The organism is uncultured Anaerococcus sp., from assembly GCF_963510575.1.
Taxonomy (GTDB): Bacteria; Bacillota; Clostridia; order Tissierellales; family Peptoniphilaceae; genus Anaerococcus.
Map to the genome: position 1 here is coordinate 1 of NZ_CAUPFR010000110.1, position 5,198 is coordinate 5,198.

Below are 5,198 nucleotides of genomic sequence, written 5' to 3' on the forward strand. Positions count from 1 at the left end.
AGTAATTGTCATCTAGACCTCCTAAAATAATTATAAGCAATTATCGTTAACACTACTATTAGTATAATTATATTTTTACTCTTTGTCAAGACTCGGAGAAAATATTTTCATTTTTTATTCATATAGCTTATTTTTTGTCAATCTCCATCCTTCCATTAATATCGTAATTTATCCATTCATATCTTTCAAAAAGCTTATGAAACATAAATATATGAATAAATATACTCCTAACTTATTCTAACTTGTATAAAATTTTATTTCTCTAAAGTTGTAAATAAGCGAAAAAAGAAGCAAGCATTTGCCCGCTTCTTTTATGAAATTATTTTCCTGCAAGTCTCTTGTAGGTATTATACCTTGCCTTTGCAGCTTTTTCGGCTTCTTCATAGAGTTGGTCGGCTGTTTCTGGGAAAGACCTCTTTAGTGAAGAATACCTTACTTCTCCTTGGATAAATTCCTGGAAGGATGAAGTCGGTTCTTTAGAATCTAATTGGAATGGATTCTTTCCTTCGTCTTCAAGTCTTGGGTCATACCTCCATAAATGCCAATATCCTGCTTCTACCGCCTGTTTTTCTCTATATTGTGATTTACCCATACCTATTCTTATACCATGATTTATACATGGAGCGTAAGCTATAATGATTGATGGACCATCATAGCTTTCTGCCTCTCTCATAGCTTTTAAGCATTGGTTTTGATTTGCACCCATAGCCACTTGTGCAACATAGATGTATCCGTAGGTTGATAACATTAGACCTAGGTCTTTTTTTCTTACTTTTTTGCCTGAGGCAGCAAATTGTGCAACAGCTGCAAGTGGTGTTGCTTTAGAAGATTGGCCACCGGTGTTTGAATATACTTCAGTATCAAAGACTAGGATATTTATATCTTCACCACTAGCTAGAACATGGTCAACTCCACCATATCCAATATCATAAGACCAACCATCGCCACCAAAAATCCATACAGATTTTTTAATGAGATAATCTTTTAAATCGTATATTTTTTCTAATAAATTGCTAGCCTCTTCATTATCAACTCTCTCATCTTTTAATTTTAATATTTCAGCTGTAGCTAATTTTGATCCCCTTACATCGTCTTTATTTTCTATCCAGTTTTTAAAAGCTTCGTTAAATGGTGTTTCCAAGTTAAGGTCTAGGAAGTTTTTCATATATGCTTCTAATAGATATTTATTAGAGTCAGTTGCTAATTTCATACCATAACCGTACTCAGCATTATCTTCAAATAAGGAATTTGCCCATGATGGACCTTTTCCCTCAGAATTTTTAGCATAAGAAACTGAAGGTGCACTTGCTCCCCAAATTGATGAACATCCTGAAGCGTTCGCAATAAGCATCCTATCTCCAAATAATTGTGTAATTACTGTTGCGTATGGAGTCTCGCCACAACCAGCACATGCTCCAGAAAATTCTAACAAAGGTCTCTTAAACTGACTGCCTTTTACTGAAGAATCATCCATTAAATTTTCTTTGTAACCTACAACTTCATGGGCATAGGTCCAATTGTCTCTTTCTTTTTCAACCTCTACTTCAAAAGGTTTCATTAATAGAGCTTTTTCGGGCGCTGGACAAACGTCGGCACAGTTACCACATCCTGTACAATCTAGTGGTGAAATTTGGATTCTAAAGTCGTAACCATCTAATCCCTTACCTATTGCCTTCTTTGTTTCAAATCCAACTGGCGACTTAGCTTTTTCTTCCTCTGTTACTAGGAATGGTCTAATTACTGCGTGTGGGCAAACAAAAGAACATTGGTTACACTGGATACACTTATCAATTTGCCATTCAGGAACATTTAAGGCTACTCCCCTCTTTTCATATTGGGTGGTAGCAGTTTCCCACGCACCATTGTCTATATCTTTGAAGGCAGAAACAGGGATTTCATCTTCTTTTTGTTCTTCCATTGGTTTTACAATATTTTTTATAAAGTCAGGTAGTTTTACTTCTTCCTTAACCTCATCCTCTGCACTTGCCCACTCTTCTGGAATCTCAATTTTTTCATATGCGCTTGCACCCATATCAACAGCCTTAAAATTCATAGCAACTATATCTTCACCCTTATGACCATAAGCTTTGACAATAGAATCTTTAAGGTACTTCATAGCGTCATCGGTATCTATTACTTTGGTTAGGTTGAAAAATGCAGATTGCATGATCATGTTTGTCCTAGAACCAAGTCCTATTTCTTCTGCTATATGGCTGGCATCAATTATGTAAAAGTTTATCTTATGTTTAGCAAGATATCTTTTCATAGTTCCTGGCAAACGTACTTCTAATTCTTCTTTTGGCCAAACTGTATTAAGCAAGAAAACCCCTTCATCTTTAAGTCCTGCAAGAAGGTCATAATTGAAAACATAGGCTTGTTTTGAGCAAGAAATGAAATCCGCTTCATCCAATAAGTAAGTTGATAGGATAGGTTCCTTACCAAACCTTAAATGAGATACAGTTAACCCACCAGATTTTTTAGAATCGTAATCAAAATATGCTTGAACATACATGTCAGTATTATCACCTATGATTTTGATTGCTTCCTTATTCGCTCCTACTGTACCATCTGAGCCAAAGCCCCAAAACTTGCATCTTGATTCGCCTTCATGCCTAATTCTCAATCCAGTTCTTTCAAGCGATTTATTTGTGACATCATCGTGGATAGCTAGAGTGAAATCTTTTTTCATCTCACCTTTAAGGTTGATAAATGCTGCTTCGATATCAGCTGGAATTGTATCCTTAGATCCAAGACCAAACCTGCCACCAATAATTTCAGGTTTATTTTTTTCATCATAGAAGGCTGTGACAACATCTTTGTATAAAGGTTCGCCATCCGCTCCCTTTTCCTTAGTCCTATCAAGTACGCCTATCCTCTTAACTGTTTTTGGTAGGACCTTAAGTAGATGGCCTTTAGAAAAAGGTCTAAATAAGTGAACTTCGACCAAGCCTACTTTTTCATCATTTTCTCTTAATTTATCTATAGTCTCTCTAATAGTCTGGCATACAGAACCCATAGCAATAAGGACTCTTTCCGCATCTGGAGCGCCATAATAATTGAAAAGTCCATAATTTGTACCAATCAATTCATTAATCTTATTCATATATTCTTCAACTATGCCAGGAACCTTTTCGTAAATCCTATTCGAAGCTTCAGTGGCTTGGAAGAAAATATTCTTTTGGGCAGTTCCCATCGTTTTAGGTCTTTCAGGATTTAATGATGTATTTTTAAATTTTCTTACTTGGTCATAATCAACAAGGGGTGCAAGGTCTTTATAATCCCATACATCAATTTTTTGAATTTCGTGACTTGTCCTAAAGCCATCAAAAAATTGTAAAAATGGAAGTCTGGATTTAATTGCTGATAAATGGGCAACAGCTCCCAAATCCATTACTTCTTGTACCGAATTTGCTGCCATCATAGCAACACCAGTTTGTCTAACGCTCATGACATCTGAATGATCGCCATATATTGATAAGGCATGGGTGGCAATAGTCCTTGCTGCAACATGAAATACACCAGGTAATCTTTCGCCTGCAATTTTATAAAGGTTTGGAATCATTAGTAATAAACCCTGGCTAGATGTATATGTAGTAGTTAGGGCACCAGCTCCAAGTGAACCGTGCATAGCGCCAGCAGCTCCACCTTCAGATTCCATTTCTTTAACAATAACTTCTTTACCAAATATATTTTTTCTACCATTTGCTGCCCACACATCAACGCATTCTGGCATTGGTGATGAAGGCGTAATAGGAAATATAGTTGCTACCTCAGTAAAAGCATAGGAAATATGTGCCGCTGCCGTATTTCCATCCATAGTTTTCTTAGCTCTCTTAATAGTCATTTTTACCTTCCTCTCTATTCTTATTGATAAATCTATTTTCACAGACTTATTTACTTCTAATTTAATTATATAGGAAAAAGTTATCCTTGACAAATATTTTTGCAACAAAAAAATAGGGATTAATCCCCTATTTTTTCAGCATCGCCTTCTAACCTTTCTGGATGGAAAATGCTATCAGTCATAATTCTCGCAGCATTATAACCAAAGGCCTTTTCTCTCTGATTCATTGCAGCTACTTCTATTATTAAAGCAATATTTCTACCAGCCCTTACTGGTACAACAAGGTGAGGAAGTTTTATTCCCAAAAGTTCGATATAGTGCTCATCAATACCCAACCTATCGTATTCGTAATCATCCTTCCATTGCTCAAGTTCTATAACCATATCTACTTCTGCTTGCAATTTAATTGCACCTGAACCATATAATCTACGAACATTTATAATACCCAAACCCCTTAATTCCATAAAGTGTCTAATATTTTCTGGTGATTCTCCTATAATCTTTTTATCAATAGCAGTTATATCAACCATATCATCTGCTACAAGCCTATGACCTCTGTTTACAAGCTCCAATGCTGTTTCTGACTTTCCTACAGAAGACTTGCCCATAATTAAAACACCAACACCATATACTTCAAGAAGTTCTCCGTGAACATTGGTAGAAGGAGCTAATTGGTATTCTAGTTGATCAGAAATGTCTGAAATTAGTTTTGTAGTCTTGGCAGGCGACCTCAAAAGTGTTATATTATAATACCTTGCAAGGTCAACTATATCTTCATTTATTTCTCTATTAGAAGAAAATATTACAGCTGGTATATCATAGGATAAAATCCCTCTAAATCTCTCATATTGCATCTTACTATCAAGACTTGTTAGGTAGTTATATTCAACAGAACCTATAACCTGAAGCCTTTTATAAGGAAAATCTTCCATATAACCAGTTAACTGCAAACCCGGTCTATTCACATCAGCATTTTCAAGAACTATTTCTTTATAATCTGTCGAAGAACTTATAATTTCAAGTCCTAAATTTTCAACAACCTTATAAAGATTTATAGTTTTTTTACCTGCACCTGTATTAACTTCACTTATTTCTTCACTATTATCATTGATATCATAAACTTCTGTCATAATTATCCTTTCAGCCTAAAATATTTATATATTTCAAGCGCTGCTTCTTTACCTACAAGAGGAACTTCCATAAGTTCTTTAACACTCGCCTTTTTTATATTGGAAATCGTCTTAAAATGTTCATAAAGATTAGCCTTAGTCTTTTTACCCACACCCTTAATTTCATCAAGCTCAGATTTTTTCATAGTCTTTCTCATCAATGTTCTGTGGTAATTTATGTCAAA

3 protein-coding genes are annotated in these 5,198 nt (G+C 35.2%); all 3 read right to left on the reverse strand.

The window, feature by feature from the left end:
• Positions 1 to 319: 319 nt before the first annotated feature.
• Entirely contained in the window at positions 320 to 3,844 is a 3,525-nt protein-coding gene (nifJ, locus tag RQ907_RS07480) for a pyruvate:ferredoxin (flavodoxin) oxidoreductase (protein WP_311492750.1), read from the reverse strand.
• 119 nt (positions 3,845 to 3,963) lie between these two features.
• Positions 3,964 to 4,974: an HPr(Ser) kinase/phosphatase gene (gene hprK, locus RQ907_RS07485; protein ID WP_311492751.1), complete on the reverse strand. Its 1,011-nt coding sequence runs from the start codon at positions 4,972 to 4,974 to the stop codon at positions 3,964 to 3,966.
• Between the two features lie 2 nt (positions 4,975 to 4,976).
• Positions 4,977 to 5,198, reverse strand: a 222-nt coding sequence (locus RQ907_RS07490; protein ID WP_311492752.1) for a helix-hairpin-helix domain-containing protein, incomplete at its 5' end; no start/stop codon positions are given.

Coding starts and splice junctions, on each gene's coding strand:
- nifJ (WP_311492750.1), bottom strand. CDS start 3,844: ATGACTATTAAGAGAGCTAAGAAAACTATGGATGGAAATACGGCAGCG.
- hprK (WP_311492751.1), bottom strand. CDS start 4,974: ATGACAGAAGTTTATGATATCAATGATAATAGTGAAGAAATAAGTGAA.